Source organism: Veillonella sp., from assembly GCF_041333735.1.
Classification (GTDB): Bacteria; Bacillota; Negativicutes; order Veillonellales; family Veillonellaceae; genus Veillonella.
Map to the genome: position 1 here is coordinate 910,950 of NZ_JBGKFB010000001.1, position 21,586 is coordinate 932,535.

Annotated in this window: 18 protein-coding genes; all 18 read left to right on the top strand. The window is 40.5% G+C overall.

Annotated elements, in window-relative coordinates:
• Positions 1–828 precede the first annotated feature (828 nt).
• Positions 829–2,547 (top strand): FAD-binding protein, encoded by a 1,719-nt coding sequence (locus ACDF53_RS04070; RefSeq protein ID WP_370815574.1) that lies wholly within the window; start codon positions 829–831, stop codon positions 2,545–2,547.
• Between the two features lies 1 nt (position 2,548).
• The gene (locus ACDF53_RS04075; protein WP_370815575.1) at positions 2,549–3,511 is read left to right on the top strand and encodes a succinate dehydrogenase/fumarate reductase iron-sulfur subunit; all 963 of its coding nucleotides are present in this window, start codon (positions 2,549–2,551) and stop codon (positions 3,509–3,511) included.
• Complete coding sequence (locus tag ACDF53_RS04080) at positions 3,511–4,386, top strand: CoB--CoM heterodisulfide reductase iron-sulfur subunit B family protein (RefSeq protein WP_005385098.1); 876 nt, start codon at positions 3,511–3,513, stop codon at positions 4,384–4,386. The genes ACDF53_RS04075 and ACDF53_RS04080 overlap by 1 nt, the downstream gene beginning before the upstream one ends.
• A gap of 368 nt (positions 4,387–4,754) precedes the next feature.
• Positions 4,755–5,501 (top strand): hypothetical protein, encoded by a 747-nt coding sequence (locus tag ACDF53_RS04085; RefSeq protein ID WP_370815576.1) that lies wholly within the window; start codon positions 4,755–4,757, stop codon positions 5,499–5,501.
• Positions 5,502–5,843: 342 nt separating this feature from the next.
• Entirely contained in the window at positions 5,844–6,050 is a 207-nt protein-coding gene (locus tag ACDF53_RS04090) for a DUF1659 domain-containing protein (protein WP_009352393.1), read from the top strand.
• Positions 6,051–6,302: 252 nt separating this feature from the next.
• Complete coding sequence (locus ACDF53_RS04095) at positions 6,303–6,524, top strand: DUF2922 domain-containing protein (RefSeq protein WP_060923771.1); 222 nt, start codon at positions 6,303–6,305, stop codon at positions 6,522–6,524.
• Between the two features lie 160 nt (positions 6,525–6,684).
• Entirely contained in the window at positions 6,685–7,272 is a 588-nt protein-coding gene (locus ACDF53_RS04100; RefSeq protein WP_119208921.1) for a DedA family protein, read from the top strand.
• Between the two features lie 10 nt (positions 7,273–7,282).
• A complete protein-coding gene (locus ACDF53_RS04105; protein ID WP_370815577.1) occupies positions 7,283–8,914 on the top strand; it encodes an ArnT family glycosyltransferase in 1,632 nt (543 codons plus the stop codon).
• Positions 8,915–9,325: 411 nt separating this feature from the next.
• Entirely contained in the window at positions 9,326–10,279 is a 954-nt protein-coding gene (locus tag ACDF53_RS04110; RefSeq protein WP_370815578.1) for an ABC transporter substrate-binding protein, read from the top strand.
• A 10-nt stretch (positions 10,280–10,289) separates the two neighbouring features.
• Entirely contained in the window at positions 10,290–11,042 is a 753-nt protein-coding gene (locus tag ACDF53_RS04115) for an ABC transporter permease (RefSeq protein WP_370815579.1), read from the top strand.
• 11 nt (positions 11,043–11,053) lie between these two features.
• Positions 11,054–11,827: an ABC transporter ATP-binding protein gene (locus tag ACDF53_RS04120; RefSeq protein WP_009352435.1), complete on the top strand. Its 774-nt coding sequence runs from the start codon at positions 11,054–11,056 to the stop codon at positions 11,825–11,827.
• Positions 11,828–12,335: 508 nt separating this feature from the next.
• Positions 12,336–13,127, top strand: coding sequence for a uracil-DNA glycosylase (locus ACDF53_RS04125; protein ID WP_195186230.1), 792 nt, complete (start codon positions 12,336–12,338; stop codon positions 13,125–13,127).
• A 558-nt stretch (positions 13,128–13,685) separates the two neighbouring features.
• Positions 13,686–15,821: a ribonuclease J gene (locus ACDF53_RS04130; protein WP_370815580.1), complete on the top strand. Its 2,136-nt coding sequence runs from the start codon at positions 13,686–13,688 to the stop codon at positions 15,819–15,821.
• A gap of 196 nt (positions 15,822–16,017) precedes the next feature.
• A complete protein-coding gene (locus tag ACDF53_RS04135) occupies positions 16,018–16,974 on the top strand; it encodes a DUF2232 domain-containing protein (protein ID WP_370815581.1) in 957 nt (318 codons plus the stop codon).
• 19 nt (positions 16,975–16,993) lie between these two features.
• Positions 16,994–19,021, top strand: coding sequence for a DHH family phosphoesterase (locus tag ACDF53_RS04140; protein ID WP_370815582.1), 2,028 nt, complete (start codon positions 16,994–16,996; stop codon positions 19,019–19,021).
• Positions 19,018–19,464, top strand: a complete 447-nt coding sequence (gene rplI / locus ACDF53_RS04145) for a 50S ribosomal protein L9 (protein WP_105089868.1) — start codon at positions 19,018–19,020, stop codon at positions 19,462–19,464. Before ACDF53_RS04140 ends, rplI begins: the two co-directional genes overlap by 4 nt.
• Before the next feature lie 69 nt (positions 19,465–19,533).
• Positions 19,534–20,892, top strand: a complete 1,359-nt coding sequence (dnaB, locus tag ACDF53_RS04150; protein ID WP_370815583.1) for a replicative DNA helicase — start codon at positions 19,534–19,536, stop codon at positions 20,890–20,892.
• A 213-nt stretch (positions 20,893–21,105) separates the two neighbouring features.
• The gene (locus ACDF53_RS04155; RefSeq protein ID WP_370815584.1) at positions 21,106–21,531 is read left to right on the top strand and encodes a hypothetical protein; all 426 of its coding nucleotides are present in this window, start codon (positions 21,106–21,108) and stop codon (positions 21,529–21,531) included.
• Positions 21,532–21,586 lie beyond the last annotated feature (55 nt).

Sequence of the window (21,586 nt, forward strand, 5' to 3'; positions counted from 1 at the left end):
TCATTATATATATATGCTTTCATGTTGGTGAAAGCCACAACACCATATAGAGGTGACTATATATATAATATTATATAACTTATTTATCTATTATCATACCTTATACAACAGGAATGAGCAAAAGATGAATGTATATGCGAGTTTATAAGCATGTTCTTCATGTTTTGAGTGCTTAAAAGCGAGGAAAACTTGAAACTTAATGAATTCTGCTAATGAATGAAGATGAACTATATCGAAGATTGCTGTATGCGCATAGATAGACACAATTTTGCCAATTTTGGCTAACGTGAAAGAAATCACTAAAAAAACTTATGATAATAATTATCAGAGAGTTAAATACCAATAATAGCCGTAGAAATTTGATGATTTTCGATGATTAAATTCGAGGTAGTTTTAGTAGGAATTTAACGGATATTAATTATTATGAACAGTTTGGTGATCTTATAAAGTCAGTATTAATAAGCCTTGTTAAGGGTCTAGCGGAAATAAAAATATACAAAAATTTCGGAACCGAACTACTTTCGTAATATCCTTAACTTCCTGTATGAAATATTCATAAATCTATTTTAAATGTTCATATATAAACAAGAAAAACACTAAGTGAAATAAATTATCAATTAGATTAATCGAAATTAATTATGCATAATAGGGTTTAGACATCACACTAAATGCTCTCTATAATTATAGGTAAAGAAATAAGAAAAATCGCATAAGTATGGGGTTTTTCTTGAAAGAAAAATGATTAGGTTATCAAAAATTTTTATAAGTTTTTGAAATGAGATAGTCTAACAAGTTTTCTTATTAATAGGTAGTTATGAGGAGGTCATTATGGAACAGTTTGATGTTCTAGTAGTAGGTAGCGGTGGCGCTGGTCAACGCGCGGCTCTTGAAGTTGGTCGTCGCAAAGGCTTAAAAGTAGCTCTTATTACTAAAATTTTCCCAACTCGCTCTGCAACAGCAATGGCGCAAGGCGGTGTAAATGCATGTTTGAATAACGTTGCAGCTGAAGACACAATCGAAACACATACTTTCGACACAGTAAAAGGTTCTGACTATCTTGGCGACCAAGATGCGATCGAATTCTTCTGCTCTCGTTGTCCAGAAGGCGTACTTGAAATGGACCACATGGGTGCTCCATTCTCTCGTACAGAGCAAAACAAAATTGCTCAACGTAACTTCGGTGGTCAATCTTATCCACGTACTTGCTACTCTGCGGATAAAACTGGTCACGTAATTTTGCACACAACTTATGAACAATGCTTGAAAGAAGGCGTACACTTCTTACAAGAATGGTACCTTTTAGATCTTGTTAAAGACGCAAACGGTCACGTTGGTGGCGCAGTTGTGTGGAACATGAAAGAAGGTCGCGTAGAACAAATTAAAGCAAAAGCAATTATCTTGTCTACTGGTGGTGCAGGTCGTATTTTCTGGACTCGTACTACAAACCCATTCCTTTCTACAGGCGATGGTATGGCAGCAGCATTCCGCGCTGGTAATGCATTGAAAGATATGGAAATGATTCAATTCCATCCAACTGGTCTTGGTCGTACTGGTATCTTGATGTCTGAAGCGGTTCGTGGTGAAGGTGGTTACCTTCTTAACTCTGAAGGCGAACGTTTCATGAAAAAATATGCGCCTAACAAAATGGAATTAGCATCCCGTGACGTTGTAGCGAAAGCAATCGAAGATGAAATCGCTGCAGGTCGTGGTTTCGGTTCTGGTCTTAACGCATATGTAGTAGCAGACCTTCGTCACTTAGGACCTGAAGTTATCATCGAAAAACTTCATGGTATCCGTGACTTGGCTATGTGCTTCGAACACTGCGATCCATTGACTCAACCAGTACCAATTCGTCCTACATGTCACTATACAATGGGCGGTATCGACGTAGTAGACTACAAAACTTGTGCATGTGAATTGCCTGGTTTGTTCGCTTCTGGCGAAGCTTCTTGTATTTCCATCCATGGTGCTAACCGTTTAGGTGGTAACTCCTTGGCTGACGGCGTAGTATTCGGTAAAGTATCTGGTGCTGGTGCAGCTGACTATGCTGAAACACATGAACAACCAAATGTAGATGCAGAATTAGCTGCAGCTGCTAAACGCTGGGAAGAAAAATTCACTGAAGTAACAACTCGTGAAGGTGGTCGCCCAGTAGTTGAAATCCGCGATGCATTGGCTGATGCAATGTGGAACAAAGTAGGTATCTTCCGTAATGAAGAAGGTATTACTGAAGCATTAAAAGAAATCGATCAATTAATCGAAGATTACAAAACTTGTTATGTAGGTGACCCTGAACGTACTTACAACATGGCATTCGTAAACTACTGTGAAATCGGTTCTATGTTAACAGTAGCAAAAGCTATTGCAATGGGCGCTTTACACCGTCGTGAATCCCGTGGCGCTCATATTCGTGAAGACCATCCAAAACGTAATGATGAAAGATACTTAAAACATTCTTTGATCAAATTAGGCGCAGACGGTCAATACGAATTAACTGAACGCGACGTAGTGTTCACTAAATACGAACCACAAGAAAGGAAGTACTAAGATGAGACAAATCACCTATCATATCCACCGTTACCAACAAGGTCGCGCGTTTGTACAAACTTTCAAATTCGATTACGAACCTGACCGTACAATTCTTTGGGGCCTTCAAAAAATTAAAGATACTCAAGATCCAACTTTAACATTCTTGGCAGCTTGCCGTTCCGCAGTTTGTGGCGCTTGCTCCATTCGCGTAAATGGCGAAGCAATGCTTGGTTGTGAATCTAAAATTGATGAATTAACAGAACGTTACGGTACAGATGAATTAACAATTGCACCTATCGGCAACTTCCGCGTAATCCGTGACTTAGTTGTTGACTGGGAATCTAAAGTTGATCGTTTGAAAACAGTTGCTCCTTGGATTTTCCTTAAAGCAGAATTCAACGAAGGCGACAAAATTGTTCGTCAAACTCCAGCTGATTTCAAAAAATTCGTTGCTGGTACAGAATGTATCCTTTGCGGTTGCTGCGCATCTGAATGTAACAAATTGACTGCACGTCAAGATGATTTCTTAGAACCATATGTATTTACAAAAGCTAACCGTTTCGTATTGGATAGCCGTGATGATGCACCTATGGCTCACATTCAACCTGCTTATGACAATGGTCTTTGGAAATGCGTTCACTGCATGAACTGTATCTCCCGTTGTCCTAAACACTTAAAACCTGCTCAAGATATTTCCAACTTGCGTAAAGAAGCTACAAAAGCTGGCCTTACAAACAACAAAGGCGTTCGCCATGCAGTTGCTTTCAAAGAAGACCTTTACAAAACTGGTCGCTTGAAAGAAGTTTCTATGAGCTTGAAATCTGATGGTGTTGTAGATTCCGCTAAACAAGCATTCTATGCTTTACGTTTGTGGAAACACAGCAAAATCAATCCATTCGAACTTGTAGTACCTCAAAAACCTGTAAATGGTATTGATGGTGTTCGCAGACTTATGAAAGCAGCTGAGGAGGTAAGCAAATAATGAAATACGCATTTTTCCCAGGTTGCGTTCTTGAAAGCGCTGCCAAAGAAGACTACTTAGCAACAGTTGCTGTAGCTAAAAAATTAGGCATCGAGTTGGAAGAGCTTGACGGCTGGACTTGCTGCGGCGCGTCCCACGTTCAAGACATCGCTCCAGAAATTACACTTGCTACAAATGCTCGTAACATTGCATTAGCAGAAGAAAAAGGTTTGAACCTTTTAACTGTATGTAACACTTGTACTTTGATGCTTCGTGAAGCTAAAAACGAGCTTGATAACAACGAAAAAGAAAAGAACGAAGTTAACAAAAAACTAGCTCAAATCGGTAAACAATACCGCGGTACAACTGATATTACTCATTTCTTATGGGTATTGATCCGCGATTACGGTTTGGACAAATTGAAAGCTAAAGTTGTTAAACCTTTAACTGGTTTACGTGTAGCTGAATACTATGGTTGCCATATTCTTCGCCCTCAAACTGAATTGGGCTTCGAAGATTATCAAATGCCTACATCCTTAGCAGATTTGATCTCTGCTATCGGTGCTACACCAATCGACTTCTCCCGTAAACTTGATTGCTGCGGTTTCCATGCTGTATACCCTGCACATGATTCCGTAATGCAAATGACTGGCTCCATCAACAAAGATGCAGCTACAGAAGGCGCAGATTGCGTAGTAACTCCTTGCCCACTTTGCCAAATGCAACTTGATATGTTCCAAAAAGAAGCAAAAGAAGTTGTTGGCGGTGGCAAAGATATGCCAATCTTGCACATGTCCCAATTAGTGGGTCTTGCTCTTGGCATCTCCCCTGAAGAAATGGGCATGCCTAAACGTCACTTAACTGATACTGCAGCAGTGACTAAATTCGTTGGTTAATTCGTTTGATTTAGACATGACCTCAGTTGGTCCTCGTACTGTCTTAAATCTAAACCTATTATCATAATTACCAGAAGAACCCCCTAGCTTAGGCTAGGGGGTTTTTCTTTTGATATCAGGTCATAATTGTAGTATAATAAAAACATTAATTGTATACACTTATATGAGTAACGGCTAATGTGTTGTTACTTTTAATTAATTATAGAGATATATAATCTATTTGAATAAGAATGGATATGAACAAATATGAGGCTATGTGTAATGAGTGCACTTACTTAGCCTGGATGGAGAGTTTTGTATTCAATAATTTAGATTCTGTATAAATGGGAGTATTAGTGTTGTAGAGTGTTATACAAAGGGAGGCCATAATGAATGATATGTTATTAGAATATATCGATCGCATGATTGATCAAGAGAAAGACCATCGTGTTTTTCCTGTAGAGTTTAACGATAAAACCTATTATGTAAAGCAAGATATCAGTAATCGCCGCTCTAGTTGGATTAAACCATCTCCTAGAGCTGCCTTTGATTATGAGTTCTATAAAATATCCTTTATAAATACACAGCTACCTGTAGCGCCTGTAATTGCTGGATTTAGAGAGCATTATTTCGTTACAGAAGGGTCTGGTAAAACATTAACCTATTATAGCGAATTGCCGGCTCAACATCCTGATGATGATAGCTTACAAGATATGGTGACTCATATCTTCTATAGTTTTGGTAAAACATTGGGACAACTTCATGACTACGGTTTATCTCATGGTCGTCCTGCCATGAGAGATATTACCTATGATCCTGATACAGATAAGATTACCTTGCTAGATTGGGAAAATGGCCGTCGTTGGCCTGAATTAACAGCGCAAGGATGGGATTTACTTATCTTTGTTCACAGCTACTTGCGTGAAGATAATTTGCCGATTTCTTACCTATATGCCATGATGAATGGTTATAGCTCTGCTCGTACAGCTCGAGATACTGTATTACATGTGAAAGATGTTTTACGTAAACACGAATGTCTCTTTAAATTCTGTCGTATATTAAATCCATTACACTTTGTGGATACAGAAGCAGCCGTTAAAGCCTATGACTTTATGTTGGCATTGAAAAGTGAATAGTGTTGAACTTAAGCGGTTTAACATACCAGTACTATTTTTAATGGCGCTTTACAGTATTTATAGATCTTATAGACCTTTACGGTTCCTATATATAACTAGGAATTGGTAAAGGTCTTTTTGTATTTATTGAATCTTATTGTTTTAATACTGTCATAAGCTTAATGAAATATATGTAGTTGCTTTTGAATCTATATAGTCGCTATAAGAAGTATGTAGTTATCGCCATAAGTACGGAGTTAGAGCCGTAGTTCCCAGACTTTCACAATGATTACCGTAATTACTCTAGAGGGGGTTGTCGAGAGGGACTCTCAGGAATATAAGAGGGTGAAAGGAGGTGATACGATGGCTAACATTAAACGCACAAAATTGGTGTTGCGTTTTAACATCGGCACCGAAGATGCGCCGAAGTACAAAGACGTAACCTATACTCGTGTTGCAGAAGAAGCGTCCGACGATAATGTGAAAACCGTTGGTAATGCGCTGGCAGCCTTGTATGACCACAGCTTGTCCGACGTGGTCCGCGTCAATGAAGTATCCTTAGGACATTAATCTAGATGATTAAATTACTTTTGTAGGTGATCCAAACACATCCTAATTGCTAGTTTTTATATCCTCTCATAGTCGTAACAGGATATAGAGATTGCAAACCCTCACATTCCCATCCTTATTGATATGAATTGTAGATAGATATATTTAATCTGAGTGTAATTAGTGTAATTACAGAATTTCAGAATTACAGAGATCATCCTATACTATCTATATTCGAGAACTTGTTTATGAAACGTGAAAGGAGGCGCCCACATGGCGGAAAAACGCGTTGTATATCTTACATTTTCTACGGTCGGTGGTAAAAGCACATCAGTCACAATTAGTGCTCCTCGTGCTGGAATTACTTTACAAGATGCTAAAACAGCGGCTAACGCGCTAGTAGCTAACAAAGTAATCCTTGGTTCTGGTGATGCAGAACTTGTTGCATTTACTACGGCTCGCGAAGTAACAACTCAAACTACTGAATTGCAATAATCGTATACAGTTAAATGGTAAAAAGGCTTTCACTGTGGTGAGGGCCTTTTTATTATGGTAAAATATAAGATATACTGAATAAGTATGGTAATGATGAAAATACTATGCCCAAAAATTTGTGCATAATGGACCCGGATGGTGATTAAAAAGGGGTAAAACAGTGGAATATATCATTTCATTTATGGAAACATATGGCTATGGAGCCATGTTTATTGCAATGGTTTTGGAAAATGCTAACATTCCTATTCCTAGTGAAATCGTCTTAGGTTTTGCAGGATATCTGATTGCTCAGGGGATATTTGATTTACATACGACTATGGTTGTAGGTACTTTAGCAGGGATTGTAGGATCTATCTTATCCTACTGGATGGGTGAGTATGGCGGACGTCCACTTCTTTTGAAATACGGTAAATACATATTCTTTAATGAACATAAATTTGAACTCGCAGAAAAGTTGTTTAATAAGTATGGTGGTGCCGCGGTGTTCTTTGGCCGTTTGTTGCCAGGTGTTCGTACATTTATTTCTTTCCCAGCAGGCATGGCTCGTTATCCTATGTGGCATTTTGTTATTTGGACTGTACTAGGCACGGTTCCTTGGACAATCCTTCTTGTTTACTTGGGTAAAGTGCTCGGTGAAAACTGGAAGGATCTTATCCAATATAATCATGAGTTCTTGATTGTTATGATTGTTGTATTCGTTATTATAGCGGCTGTATTGGGCTTTAAATACTATCGCAATCGCCGATAAGGAGGCCCTTATGAAACTTTCACGATTAACGCCAGTCGTATTTATTGTATGGCTCGTTTTTTATCTGTTTGGCAATAATATGTTGCCTGTTACGGATCCTGTGGAATCTAACTATGCGTTAACTGCTAAGGAAATGGTTCTCTCCGGAGATTGGTTGTCACCTCAAATTTACGGCACCTATTGGTACGATAAACCGATTATGATTTATTGGCTCATTGCCCTTGGATTTAAAATCTTTGGTATTGCCGATTGGGTGGTTCGTTTACCAAGTGCTATCTTTGGCGCTTTATCTGTAGCGACTATGTATCAATCGACGCGTACTATGAGCGGCAAGTGGGCTCTCGGCTTAATTGCGGCCGGTGTTCTTGGTACATCCCTCATGTTCTGGACCGTAGCTCATGGCGTTATTACGGACATGGTGCTACTTTATACGACGATCATGGTCATGATTTATTCCTATAAGGGGATGGTAGAACAGAAACCACATGCTATGATTGTGGCCTATATCTTTGCAGCCCTCGGGGTGCTCACAAAGGGGCCTGTAGCACTCGTTTTGCCAGGTATGATTTTACTCGTTTTTGCCGGTATCAATCGTTCTTGGTCGATGGTGAAAGCCATCTTTGATTGGCGTGGTATCCTTGCTTTTTGTGTAGTCTGCTTGCCGTGGTATGTGTATATGTACAGCGTTCACGGTCAAGACTTTATCAATGGCTTCTTAGGGCTTCATAATGTAACACGGGCCACACAGTCTGAACATCCTGAAGATAATGTGTGGTGGTATTACATCGCCATCTTCTTAGGTGCTTCTATGCCATGGACCGGTGCCGTTATTTACGGTATTATTGATGGCTTTAAACAACGACATACAGGGTTCATCTATAATATGACTTGGGGCGTAGGCATACTTTTATTCTATACCTTAATGGCTACAAAATATCCTTTATATACATTCGTGAGCTTAGTTCCATTTAGTGCTATTGGCGCTATGGGCGTTATGAAGATCATACGCAAAGGTAAATCGAGAGCTATAAAATGGGTTATTATGGGGCCTACCTTACTCTTGTGGATTGCTTACGTGGTGGGCTCATTCTTCGCACCGTGGGGCTTCTATTTCTTGCTCTATGTTGTGGTGGCTGTAGCCGTACTCCTTTTATTCCACGCATGGTATACGAAAAAAGGGTATCGCCTTGTTAGTATCATTGTCCTTGGCACGATGATTATTTCCTCTATCGTTGTGGTGGAAGGGTTAGAACCATTTGTAAGACAACGTAGTAATATCGATGTAGTACCGGTAGTAGATTCTTATGATGGTGATATCTATTACTACAATGGATATAGTACAGCTGCTGTATACTATACAGGTCATAAGATTATTAAAATCAATGGTGATGAAAGCCGTTGGGATGATCGGGATAAATTGAAAAAACGCAGTGCTGAATGGTCCAAGAAATATCTTATGGAACAAGTTAACGAAGAGGAGTTTAACAAGATTATCGCATCTGGTAAACCTGTAATGTTAATCGTTCCAAAAGGGGAAATTAAGCACTTCCGTCAATCATCTATTTATCCTAATGTATCCGAATCTAGTGAAGCAGGTACATCTGAGGTATATGTATTAAATAAAAAGACTTTGTTCAAGTAAATATATATATGCGATATCAGTAAAAACATAATAGTATAACGAAATATATGTAATATAACTTAATACAATGTGTGAATAGCACGTATATAGAAACAGGTAGTATCTACTAGATACTACCTGTTTTCTATTTAGTGCATATCTTTTGTTTGTTTTGCCATTAGCTAGTAGTTCCTATACGTATTGTTATATGTGTAATAATTTGCCTATATTGATACTTTTCGCACCTAAATAATAATACCTACAATATTACTATGTTTTATTGACATAATTAATACATATTGATATAGTAGGGTATAAATAAGTTTGAAGACGAGGTAGTCTAAAACCATATTTCATCTAGGTTTTAGAAAAGTGCGAAAAATGACATGTGTCAAAAACGCCCCTTGTTATGAGGCAGAAAGAGGGGAAGTTATGAAGAAGACTTGGTATCTAATCATCGGAGTGGTCCTCTTGGTTATCGGTGGCATAGCATATGGTTATCATGAGCACCATAAACCAAAGACAGCTCAAGAATTAAAAACTGTACGCATAGCCTATTTGCCGATTACTCATGCGTTGCCAGTATTCGCAACAAAAGAGTTAGAAACAGCAGATGGTCCTGTCCATGTAGAGCTTGTTAAGTATGGATCTTGGCCAGAGCTTATGGATGCGTTAAATACAGGTAAGGTAGATGCTGCATCGGTACTCGTTGAGCTAGGCGTAAAGGCCCGCGAACAAGGCATTGATGTTCGTGCTGCTGCATTGGGTCATACAGAGGGTAATATTATCGTCGTAAATAAGGATATTAACTCTGTCCAAGATTTAAAAGGTAAATCCTTTGCTATCCCTCATAAACAATCTACTCAAAAAATCCTCGTAGACCTCATGCTTGAACGTGCTGGCCTTACGGAAAAAGATGTACAAGTTGTAGAAATGAGCCCTCCAGAAATGCCATCTGCTTTAGCGGTCGGTCAAATCGCAGGCTATAGTGTGGCTGAACCATTTGGTTCTCTAGCGTTGGAAATGGGCAATGGTAAGGTCTTTGAAGATCCTGACCACCTCTGGCATGACAATATTTGCTGTGCCCTTGTGTTTAATGGTAAATTCGTCGATGAACACCATGATTTGGCGAAAGCTTTCACCAAAGCCTATCTCGATGCAGGTACATATTTAGACGAGCATCCAGAGGCACAAAAGGAGATTTCCTTAAAGTACATGAAGTTTAAGGACCCTGTTATTGAACGTTCCTTGCAAGTTATCGGTTTTAAAGATTTAGCCCTTACAGAGGACCGTTATAATGCGCTCGTGCATCACATGACACATATTGATTTAATCAAAAACGTGCCGAGCTATTCAGAGTTTGTAGATCAAACATTGTTGCCATAGGAGGGGGACCATGAAGAAATATACATATGTGCCGGGCGCATTTATTGCAGCGTGGCTGATTTGGGAATTAATCGTTCGCCTCGGCGGATTTAACGAAGCGTTATTACCGACGCCATATAAGGTATTACTGGGCTTTGGAGAACTCATTGGAGATGGCGTTCTCTTTAAGGACATTGCAGATAGTTTAGTACGCTTCTTTATCGGCTATATTATTTCTGTTGTAGCTGGTGTCTTCCTCGGCCTAATCTTGGGCTGGTACAAGGGGATTTGGAACTACATCAATCCTATCGTCCAAGTTATTCGACCAATTTCTCCAGTGGCTTGGTTGCCATTTATCGTTCTATTCTTCGGTATCGGTCAAGCACCGGCTATCGTAATCATCTTTATTGCAGCATTCTTCCCTGTGCTATTGTCCACAGTGTCTGCTATCCAAAATATCGACCCTGTATATATCAAGGTAGCGCGTAACTTTGGCATTAGACAGCCTGAACTGTTATTTAAAATTGTGTTGCCTGCTGTATTTCCTGGCATTGCGTCTGGTCTTCACATCGCCCTTGGTACGGCGTGGATCTTCCTTGTAACTGGTGAAATGGTAGGTTCTCAAACAGGGCTTGGCTTCCTCATCATCGATATGAGAAATAACTTGCGTAACGACCTATTGATGGTAGCCATCTTAACCATCGGTTTTGTTGGGCTTTTACTTGATTGGGGGGTATCTCTCATCGAAAGATGGATTTACAAACGTTGGGGTATTGAGAAATAGGAGGTGGCCTCATGGGTTACATTTCAGTGCGCAATGCACATAAGGAATTTATGAAAGATGGGGAACCACTCACCATTCTTGAAGATATTAATTTAGATATTGAAAAGGGCGAGTTTATTTGTCTTTTAGGTCCTTCTGGTTCTGGTAAAAGTACGCTATTAAATGCTATGGCGGGCTTTGAACTTGTTACATCTGGTTCTATTACAATCGACGGCGAAGAGGTGAAAGCCCCTCAGCTCAGATATGTAACAGTATTCCAAAACTATGGCTTGTTGCCATGGCGTACAGTGGAAAGCAATATTGAGCTTGGCCTTGAAAGTAAAAAGGTACCTAAAGAGGAGCGTCCTGCTATTATCGATAAATACGTTAAGATGGTAGGCCTTGACCATGCCCGTAATCGCTATCCTGCAGAACTATCTGGGGGCATGCAACAACGTGTATCCATCGCCCGTGCACTAGCTGTTGATCCAGATATTATCTTCATGGACGAGCCACTAGGCGCACTCGATGCACTAACACGTATCAACTTGCAAGATGAAATCTCTCGCATCTGCCGTGAAGAAGGTAAGACGGTTGTATTCGTTACCCACGACATTGAAGAAGCTGTAGTACTAGCGGACCGCGTTGTAGTACTAGCGGCAAACCCAGGTCGAGTACAAACCATTATCCCTGTAAACATCATCGATAGGACAGACCGTACATCGGCTAACTTTGTTAATATACGGAACCACATCTTCGAACAATTCCAATTGGCAAAAGAAGACAAAATCGAGTTCTATATTTAATTGTTATGGTGTATACTATAAGAAGCTAAAGATTGTAAGTGCTGCTCCACTGAGTGCACAAAAGAAATCACCTAGGAACTGCGACATACCTAGGTGGTTTCTTTAATTATAATGGACAAAATTCTAAAATAATGTATACTATAAGTAGCTGAAGGATTGTAAGAATTCACTGTAAGCACAAAAAAACTCCCTCAAGAACGGCGAAATACTTGAGGGAGTTTTTTATTGCTTATAATCGTCTAAGCTAACGGGGTTAATCACCATGAAACTTCCTATCTAACCACTTGCAAATGAGATAGCTGGTCACATTTACCACGATAGGAATTAGAAGGATTATAAGAATATCTTTCACTGTTGCACCTCCTTTCTGTACCTGATTCCCCAGAACGGAGTGGTGACATCTTGATTGTAGTACATATAACTATATATTTCTTATGCAATTCGTGTAATTATCATGTATAGTAGATATATATCGGTAATAACGTATGAAATTAAAATTGGAGGCTGTATGTCTTTATTTGAGTTAGAGAAGAGCTTGTCTTTTGATGAATATATAGCGTCCTTTGATGCAGAGAGAGTAGAGAAGGTACGCGGTTTTGTAGATTGGCTTGCTCAGTATCAAGGTAGTTTTGTCCATAATCCTTGGGGTGAGGTAAATCCTGATTTAGAGATTGTCACAAAGGGCTTTGATGCGGCACAGGTGCGCCGAGATAATTTGGTCGCTTATTTATTGCCGCGCTTAGGTCGAGCTAAGGTCTTTGTAGTGGCAGAGGCTGTAGGATACCAAGGAGGCCGCTTTACAGGGATTGCCATTACTTGTGAAAGAATGCTATTAGATAAGCACAAAACCATTCGTGCGAAGGATGTAACGACTATTCAGTTGGAACGTACTAGTTCACCTACTAGCTCTTTGTTAAAAGGAACACAGCAAAAGGATGGTTTTAATGAACCTACTGACACTGTAGTATGGAGTGCCATTGTTGAAAAGGGTATCAATACCTATGATACATTGTTGTGGAATATATTCCCCTTTCATCCACATAAGGATGGCAACCCATTGACTAATCGCACACCTACGGATAAAGAGCAACAACTAGGTTGGGAGTATACAAAACGCTTGTTAGATTTACATCTTGAACTAGGCGGTGTAGAACCTCTTGTGCTCGCCGTAGGGCAAAAGTCTGCTGATACAATGGGCAAATTTGGCTTGTCTGCCATTGGTTTGCGACATCCCGCAAACGGCGGAGCTAATCTCTATCGACAAGGATTTGCTGAGGCGGTAGCTACCTATTTAAAATAATAGGTGATTGAGATTATTAAAATAATAAGTAATTGAGATAATTAAAATAATAAAAGATTGAGAGTTTCGGAGAGAAGTTTATGAAACGGTATATTTCTGTCATTGAAGAGAATGGTGCGTGGCATATCGAGGGCTTTTACAAAACTATGCCAGATGATGACAAATAGAATATGATATATCTAAATAGCGTTAACATGGGGGCTACCCTCTTTTGTTAACGCTATTTTTATGTTACAATAGACATAACGTATGAAAGCGAGGCTTTCATCAAAATCGATCGGATTATATTGCAAGACCCATTGGATAGGGACGAAGAGAACGTACCCGTCGCGGCTGACATGTCTAATGATGGCAATATACTCATTTGCTATGGCAAATGGTCACAACAACACTAGGAACGGCAAAAATTGATAGCGCATTTTTGCGCCCATTTGACGAGACGCTAGTATTTTAGCGCCTTTTTCTTTGTGTGGCCTCCATAGCATAGATCAATTCAAGTGATAGGTGAGAAAAGAAACTATGTTAAATAAAATAATGAACAAAATTTTAGGAGGAACTGTGAATACAACAGATAATCAGGTTACTGCACAAGTGAAAGCAGAACCAACAGTAGCAAAACCTGCTACTCGTACAGCTGCGGCTGAAGGCGAACATAAACAGACTCGCCGCCGCACTAATACACGCCGCCCTGCTGGCGAGGGTCGTACTCGTCAACATGCAACTGGTGAAGGTGAAGGCACAACACGCCAACGCCGTACAAATACTCGTACAAATGCAAATGGTGGTCGTACTAATACGACACGCCGTACAAATACACGTCGCAATGCTGAGCAAGGTGAAGGTCAAGAACGTACAGAACGTAAACCTCGTCAAACTCGTGCACCACGTGGTGAACGTAGTGAAAATACGCGTAATACGCGCTCTAACAATGGTCGCAATAGTCAAAACCGTAACAACAACCGTCCAAATAATCGCTCCACAAACCGCAACAATCAAGAGGCTCCTGTGGAATTAGTAGGTCGTACACCAAATGGCGCTAATAAGGGGAAATTCCAAATTATCCCTCTTGGCGGTCTTGGTGAAATCGGTAAAAACATGACCATCTTCCAATATGAGGACGAAATCATCGTTCTCGACTCTGGTCTTGCGTTCCCTAGCGAAGATATGCTTGGCGTAGATATCGTTATTCCTGATATGAGCTATATCATCGAGAATAAGGATCGCGTGAAAGCTGTCGTAATTACCCATGGTCACGAGGACCATATTGGTTCCTTGGCATACCTTATGAAAGAAATTAACTGCCCAGTATATGCAACAAATCTCGTTTGTGGTTTGATTGAAGGCAAGTTTAAAGAACATAAGGTATCTCCAAAATGTCTTCGTACTATTGCTGCAGGCGATGAAGTTCAAATTGGTCAAGTGAAGGTTGGTTTTATCCAAACAAACCACTCCATTCCTGACTCCTGCGCTGTGTACTTTGATACACCAATCGGGACTGTACTTCATACAGGTGACTTTAAAATCGACCAAACACCAGTTGATGGCCGTTTGATGGATATGCACAAATTTGCTGAGCTTGGCAATAAAGGTGTATTGGCCTTGATGTCCGACTCTACAAACGTTGAAAAACCAGGTACTACAGGTTCTGAAAGTTCCGTAGGTCCTGCTATTAAACAAGCTGTTGGAGAAGCAAAAGGCCGCGTTGTGTTAGCTACATTTGCATCTAACGTATCTCGTATCCAACAAGCTATTGATGCGGCAGTTATGTTCAACCGTAAGGTTGTCGTTATGGGCCGCAGTATGGTAAATGTTACAGAAATCGCTCAAGAACGCGGTTACTTGAACATTCCACCAAATACAATTATCGACGTAGATGTAATGCACAACTACACAGATGACCAAATTATGATCTTAACAACTGGTTCTCAAGGTGAACCGATGGCAGGCTTGTCCCGTATGGCTACAAGCAACCACCGCACTGTAGAGTTGGCGCCCAATGATACAGTTATCATCTCTGCTACACCAATTCCAGGTAACGAAGGTGCTGTAGGTAGAACTATCGATAACTTGCTCCGATTAGGTTGTCACGTTGTATATGGTAAAGATCGTGGTATCCACGTATCTGGTCATGCGAGTCAAGAAGAGCTTAAAACAATGCTTAACCTTGTTCGTCCAGAATACTTCATTCCAGTTCATGGTGAGTATCGCATGTTGCGTCGCCATGGTGAACTTGGTGTTGCTATGGGCGTAGATCCTAAGAAAGTCCTTATCGGCGACAATGGTCAAATCTTTGAGTTTGATAAAGATGGTGGCCGTAAAGGTGGTCGTGTACAAGCTGGTGCTATCTTCGTTGATGGCCTTGGCGTTGGCGATGTAGGTAACATCGTTATCCGTGACCGTCAACAATTGGCTCAAGAAGGTATGGTTATCGTTGTAATGGCGATGGACAAAGCTTCTGGTACAATCGTAGCTGGTCCAGACCTCGTATCTCGTGGCTTCGTATACGTACGCGATGCAGAAGAACTTATGATTGCTGCAGAACACCGCGTAGACCAAGTTCTTGAAGAATGCGAAATGCAACGCATCAAAGATTGGACTACTATTAAGCAAAACGTACGCGACGCGTTGGGTAAATTCTTCTACGATAAAACTCGTCGCCGTCCTATGATCTTGCCGATTATTCAAGACGTATAATCACATATAATAAACAAAAGTACCGCACCCTATGGTGTGGTACTTTTAACATTTTAAAAAGGACCTATGGAATCTACTATAAATAGCGGTGTCATCGCATTTGTCTACTATATAGGGTATTTGAAGTTACCTTTTTAAACTGTTATAATTAAAAGATACCAATTAATCTATCTTCTTTTATTTAGAATGGAGATTTATGAAACAAACAAATACAAGAGCGATAGTAGAAACAGGATTTGTTAGTGCTATAGGTGTCATCCTTAGTGCTATTAGTGTGTATTTACCAGCTTTCGCTTTTTTATCATTTTTTGTTACACCTGCAGCCATTGGCATAATTGGAACAAAATGGGGTCGCAAGTATAGTATATCGGCAGCTGTTGTTACTACTTTCTTAGCGGTAGTTTTGTTTGGACCATGGAATGGTATACCTGTTGGCTTATTTGCTGCGGTAGGTGTAGGGGTAGGAGAAGGTAACCGTCTTTCTTTAGGGACGATTAAGCGACTACTACTCCCTAGTATTGCTATGTTTGTTGCTGTATTAGTAACTTTAATGGCACAAGTATATGTATCTGGTATTACTCTATCAATGATAGATACACAGATGACCGAGCAAGTTCGTATGATTGCTGATCAAGCCTTACAGACGAATCCTAATATCACACAGGAACAAGCTGATTTATTTGTAAAAAATGTAGATAAGCTTGCTACTGGTTTGAAGGATGCGTTTTTTGTGGCTGTAGCTATAGCTGCAGTATCATACAGTTATATAACTATTCAGATATCTATATGGCTAGGTAAGCGATTACGTATCTCCATACCTCGATTTTTACCAATTGAAGAATGGAGGATGCCTGTCTGGAGTGCAGGGCTATACGCTTTAGGTATTATTGGTATATATGGTACGCCGCATATCAATATGGACTCTTCCTGGGTCATAGCCATTAGTACTAATGTATTACTCCTCGGTAGCTCTATGTGTTCTATTCATGGTTTTGCAGCTTTAGCAGATTTGATGAGTAGTTACCGCATGAGTAATAAATTGAAGTGGATACTGCTAGGTGTGTATGCCTTTTTCTTTGGTCAAGCACTAGCCATATTTGGTGTCATAGATATGTTTTTAGATTTACGGACACGTTACAAAGCGCGTCAATAGTAATAGAAAGGAGGCCGTTATGAAATCCTTTCAACGGAAATGGGAAGGTTTAGAAATTACCATTATTACCGTTATCGTATTATTGTTATTATTGTTGGCCTATCTAAATTGGGCCATTGCAATTCTAGCTTTAATTATCGTAGTAGCGGCGTATTTGGTTAACTATAACACCATTCATAACCGGCGTCGTTTAGCAAGGGAACAGTTTGGGGCGATGATGAAAAACGTCACACAAGCTTCGAACTTTGCCTTACAAAACTTGCCAATGGGGATTGCTCTTGTTAATAAACAAGGTACCCTCGTATGGAATAATAGTGTCTTTGCAGACTGGGTTAAGGTAGACTGGAATAAACTTCAAAAAATGTCTGCTCTTATGCCTGGCTTCCGTATTGATAAAATCTGGGGCAAATCTGGATTTATGACGGAACAGTATGGAGATAAGTATTTCCAAATTATTTACAAATTCATTGATCCTCGTGATGCACGACCAGATATCAATAGCGAAGATGAATTGGCCGAACATGCAGTCATGGCTCTGTACTTTAAGGACATTACGGCTCTCGAAAAGGCCCGTATTAAAGCTGAAGAAGATCAACCTGTGTGGGGCATGATTCAAATCGATAATCTCGAAGAATTGACAAAAGGTCTTAGTGATCGCGAGTATACTAGCGTTTGGACCGATATTAATAACATTATTACGGATGAAATTGATAGACAAGAAGGTTTTATTCGTAACTTCCAAGATGATATGTACACCTTTGCTATTTCTCGTGGTGCACTTCATGCGATGGAGGAAGATGGGTTTAAAATCCTTGAGAGAATCCGTAAATTGCCTTCTCCCCGTCAAGTGCCTGCAACGATTTCTATCGGGATTAGCGAGAACGTAGGCTCTGTAAAAGAGGTTTCTAGTCGTGCTCGCGCTGCTTTAGATATCGCATTAGGTCGCGGTGGTGACCAAGTGTGTATTATGGATGGTGAAAGTACCCGATTCTTCGGCGGTAATACAGCTGGTGTTGAGAAGAATACCCGTGTTCGTGCTCGTGTTGTATCACAAGCTTTACATGAGCTTATGCTTGATTCCGATAAAATCCTTGTGATGGGTCATAAGCGTGAAGACTATGATGCGTTAGGTGGTATTATCGGTGTTGTAGCTATTGCACGTACCTTGGGTAAAGAATTACGCATTGTACTTTCAAAGGAAACAAGCGCCATTGATAAAATGGTAACTGTTCTGAAAGAAAATGAGTTCTGGACAGAACATATCATCACCCCTGAAGCGGCAAAAGCTTGGGTAGATGCTAATACGCTCACCATTGTATGTGATACACATCGCCAAGAAATGGTCGCAGCTCAAGAGGCTCTTGAAATTTCTGAACGACGCATCGTTATCGATCATCATCGTCGTGCAGCGGACTTCGTAGAAAACCCATTGCTTACATACTTGGAACCAACTGCATCATCTACATCTGAGCTTGTTACAGAGCTTGTACAATACGCAGGTGGTGGCGTAAAACTTTCAAAAGCAGAAGCTACAGGCATTTATGCGGGCATCGTGCTTGATACGAAGAACTTTGTGCAACAAACTGGGGCACGTACCTTTGAAGCGGCCGCATTCTTACGCCGTGCAGGGGCAGATATTGAACGCGTTAAACAATTATTTATTGAAACCTTCGATTCTGTTCAATTGCGTGCTAAAATGGTATTTGAAGCCAATCGAACTGAAGGGATTGCTATCTCCGTAGCACCTGAAGGTTTGAAGGATATGATGGCATTAGCTGCACAAAGTGCGGATATGCTCATCAGTAATGAAGATATTGAAGCAGCCTTTGTACTTTACTCCTTGAATGACGGCGGTATCGGCGTTAGTGCTCGATCCAAAGGCAAGGTAAACGTACAGGTTGTAATGGAAGCCTTGGGTGGCGGTGGTCACAGAACTGTGGCTGGTGCCCAATTACAAGGTATGACGATAGAGGAAGCGAAGAAGGCTATCTTAGAGCATGCTCTTGAAGCCCTTCATTCCGCTGAGAAAGAGGAGGAAGAACAATGAAAGTAGTATTGTTAGAAGACGTTAAAAAGGTTGGTAAAAAAGGCGAAATCGTTGAAGTTAGCGATGCATATGGCCGCAATGTATTGATCAAAAAAGGTCTTGGCCTTGAAGGTACAGCAACTAACGTAAATAATGCGAAACAAAAACAAGAATCCATTGCTCACCACAAAGTTGTAGCGAATGATGAAGCTAAAATCTTGGCAGCTCAATTGGCTAAGGTTGAAGTAACTGTAAAAGTTCGCATGGGTGAAGAAGGTCGTGTGTTTGGTTCCGTTACTGCAAAAGACATTTCCGATGCAGCTAAAGCTCAATACAAAGTAGATATCGATAAAAAGAAAATCGAAATCAAAGAACCATTGAAAACATTAGGCGTACATGACGTACTCGTTCGTGTTCATCCTGAGATTACAAGTACTATCAAGGTTAACGTAGTAGCTGAATAATAGTGTTCACCATGCTCTTTGAGTATGGTGAATTCTTTTATCCATAGTGGTTTTGTAAAGGGGATTATCATGGATGTACGCATTCCACCGCATAATTTAGATGCGGAAAAGGCCGTTTTGGGGGCCTTATTAACCAATGGATCCAACTCGGGTGCTGTTGTTGATACAGTGACGAGTATTCTAAAATCTGAAGACTTTTACCGTGATGCGCATCGTATTATTTATGATGCCATCTTAGAAATCGTGCATGCTAATAAGACGGCAGACTTCATCACTGTAGGTGAAGAGTTAGACCGCCGCAAGCGACTCGATGCGGTAGGTGGTCTTGCTTATATTACATCTCTCGCCAATGAATCGGTGTCCTACAATGTAGAGGAACATGCGAAGATCATCAGCGAGAAGGCTCAATTGCGCCGCCTTATCGATGCAGGGAATAAAATCGTAGGCATGACGTATGCTGGTGAAGATGAGCCAACGGCTATCCTCAACAAGGCAGAGCAAATGGTGTTAGATGTAAGTGGTCAAACGCAGTCTGAATCATCCTTCGCGCCTATTGGGGAAGTAGTATTATCTAACTTAGATAAGCTAAATGCGTTGCAACAGCATGATGGTGCTATTACAGGTGTTCCAACAGGCTTTAAGGACGTTGACCATGTCTTTAATGGTCTACAAAAATCTGACCTTATCCTCGTAGCAGCTCGTCCTGCAATGGGGAAAACTGCTTTCACATTGAACATCGCTCAAAACGTAACGATGTTGTACGACAAGACGGTAGCGTTCTTCTCCTTAGAAATGGGCAAGGAGCAGCTCGTTGCTCGTATTCTGTCCTCCGTGGCAGGTGTGAGCTCTGAAAAATTGCGCCGTGCAAACATGAAGAATGAAGACTGGGAAAAGGTTATCGCTGCGGCGGACCGCATGAGTAAAGCTAAGCTCTTTATCGATGATACACCGGGCCTTACCGTACAAGATATGCGCTCTAAATTGCGCCGTCTTAAGGTGGAACATGGCCTCGATCTCGTTATCGTCGACTATATTCAGTTGATGCAAGGTCGCAACGGTGGCAAGGGCAGCGAGAATCGTCAACAAGAGGTATCTGAAATCTCTCGTAACCTTAAATTGATCGCTCGTGAGTTCAATGTGCCTCTCATCGCCTTATCTCAGCTGTCTCGTAGTGTTGAAAGCAGACCAGATAAACGGCCTGTACTGTCTGACCTTCGCGAATCTGGTTCCCTTGAACAAGATGCAGATATCGTTATCTTCTTGTACCGCGATAAATATTACGATGAAAACTCCGAAAAAGGGGACAATGCAGAAGTCCTCATTCGTAAACACCGTAACGGTTCCGTCGGTACCGTGGAACTCCGATTCATTGGAGAATTAACACAATTTAAAGACGTGGAATTCCGAGACATGGGGCCGGAACAATAATGAAAACTATCGGGCCGTGTCTATATTGATGGGGCCCGACTTTATTTCGACAACTTAGTTACAAAAAAGCACCACCTATCTCGTGGCTCCAAACGACCGTAAGTCGCCCCTCGATAGGTGGTGCTCTTTTTGTATTACCTTAGCGAAATAAGTCCCATCAATATATAATAGAACTAGATAGTTTTCAGTGTATTGCTAGGAAAGGAGCGCGTGATGAGTAGCGACTTTGAGTTTTTTGTATTTTACTTCTGTTGTGTGGCTCTTTGGTTAATACTTAGTGGGTTGTATTTAATTATCAAACGATTTGTATTACGTCGCAATGGAACTCCAGTAACGATTGTGTCTATACTTCCACGAGTTATAAAGGAAATACCATTTGCTCGTGGTATGGATAAATATATTTATGGTTATGATATTAAGTATATCTTGAATGGTGAGACTCATACTGCTGAAAGTGTAGAGTTTTATATTCCTTTTGGACCAATCGGTGGACCTGTAGTTCTATTTAGTCCGACAGGTGTGCTTGCAAAAAATGGAGAAGTAAGTATAGATAATGTAAGGGTAACTATTGTGTATGGCCTTGCTTCAATTGCATTAGGATTATGGATATTTTTGGGGATGTTGGATTTTGTTAGATAGAAATAAATAGCTATATTTAATAATGTGTTAAATACATAGGCATCTAACATTAGAT